The sequence below is a fragment of the Bartonella sp. SD1336NMGDW genome (genome assembly GCF_042193565.1).
GTDB lineage: Bacteria > Pseudomonadota > Alphaproteobacteria > Rhizobiales > Rhizobiaceae > Bartonella > Bartonella grahamii.
In genome coordinates this window covers 1-858 of record NZ_JBHILW010000082.1, presented here as the reverse complement: position 1 = coordinate 858, position 858 = coordinate 1, and the positions used below count along the sequence as shown (strand labels likewise).

Here is an 858-nt window from a genome sequence, read left to right as displayed (position 1 = left end):
CCCTCGCTGCAAAACACAAAGAACGCGCTTTCCTCGCTTGTATCCATATCCCAATTTATGCTTTTGATTTTTCAATCTCCGCATCTTCAGCTCCTCATAAAATTCTTTATCTCTTAAAAAAACAACCCATATGGGTGTAAACAGCGCAGCGATATTTTTTACCGCCCCTTTGCTCTAAAATCTCAATAATGCCCGCACTTGAAATAACCCTGTCGCATTTCCCTTTTCTCGCACTGTCGATTGGGTTAAAATATTCGAATAAGACACATCAATATCCGTAATTTCTCCGCTTGCATGGAAACCAAGAGTTGCCCCAACGAGCCTTCCGCCAAAACTGTTTTTGTTTACATCATTGGCTACAGCCCCCAGATCAAGCGCCATATAAGGGGCAAATTGGCTCATAAATTTACGCCCCATGTTTGAAGAAAAACCTGGCAACAACAATGACAATTCATTGCGCCAAAACGCCCCATTATTGCCGTAATAAATCGCCTCACGCACCCCGCGCACAGAGGAACTACCACCAAGCGATATTTGCTCTGAACTAAACAATGTGTCGGGTGATAATTGTCCTGAAAACAGCGTGTTATAGCGAAAGTTATATTGTTTGAGCGAAAAAGGACGCACGTAGCCTAGGGAAAAAGACAATTTGGAAAATTGCCCTTTGGGTGAATTTTTTGTTGCATTCTCTTGCTCTTTATCGTCATAAGCACCAAGAATTGCCAACCCTTTATGAAACCCTATATGCGCGCTTAATTCTCCTCCAAGCCACTTGCGCGAGTGATCAAGCTCAAAGGTTGCAATAGCCAATTTACGGCTGGAAACATCAACCCGACTGCCCATAATAAAATTATCAGA

Annotated in this window: 1 protein-coding gene; it reads right to left on the bottom strand. The window is 42.8% G+C overall.

All coding sequences use genetic code 11. From position 1 onward, the window contains the following. Positions 1–174: 174 nt before the first annotated feature. Positions 175–858, bottom strand: a 684-nt coding sequence (locus ACFIKH_RS09235; RefSeq protein ID WP_375671543.1) for a ShlB/FhaC/HecB family hemolysin secretion/activation protein, incomplete at its 5' end; no start/stop codon positions are given.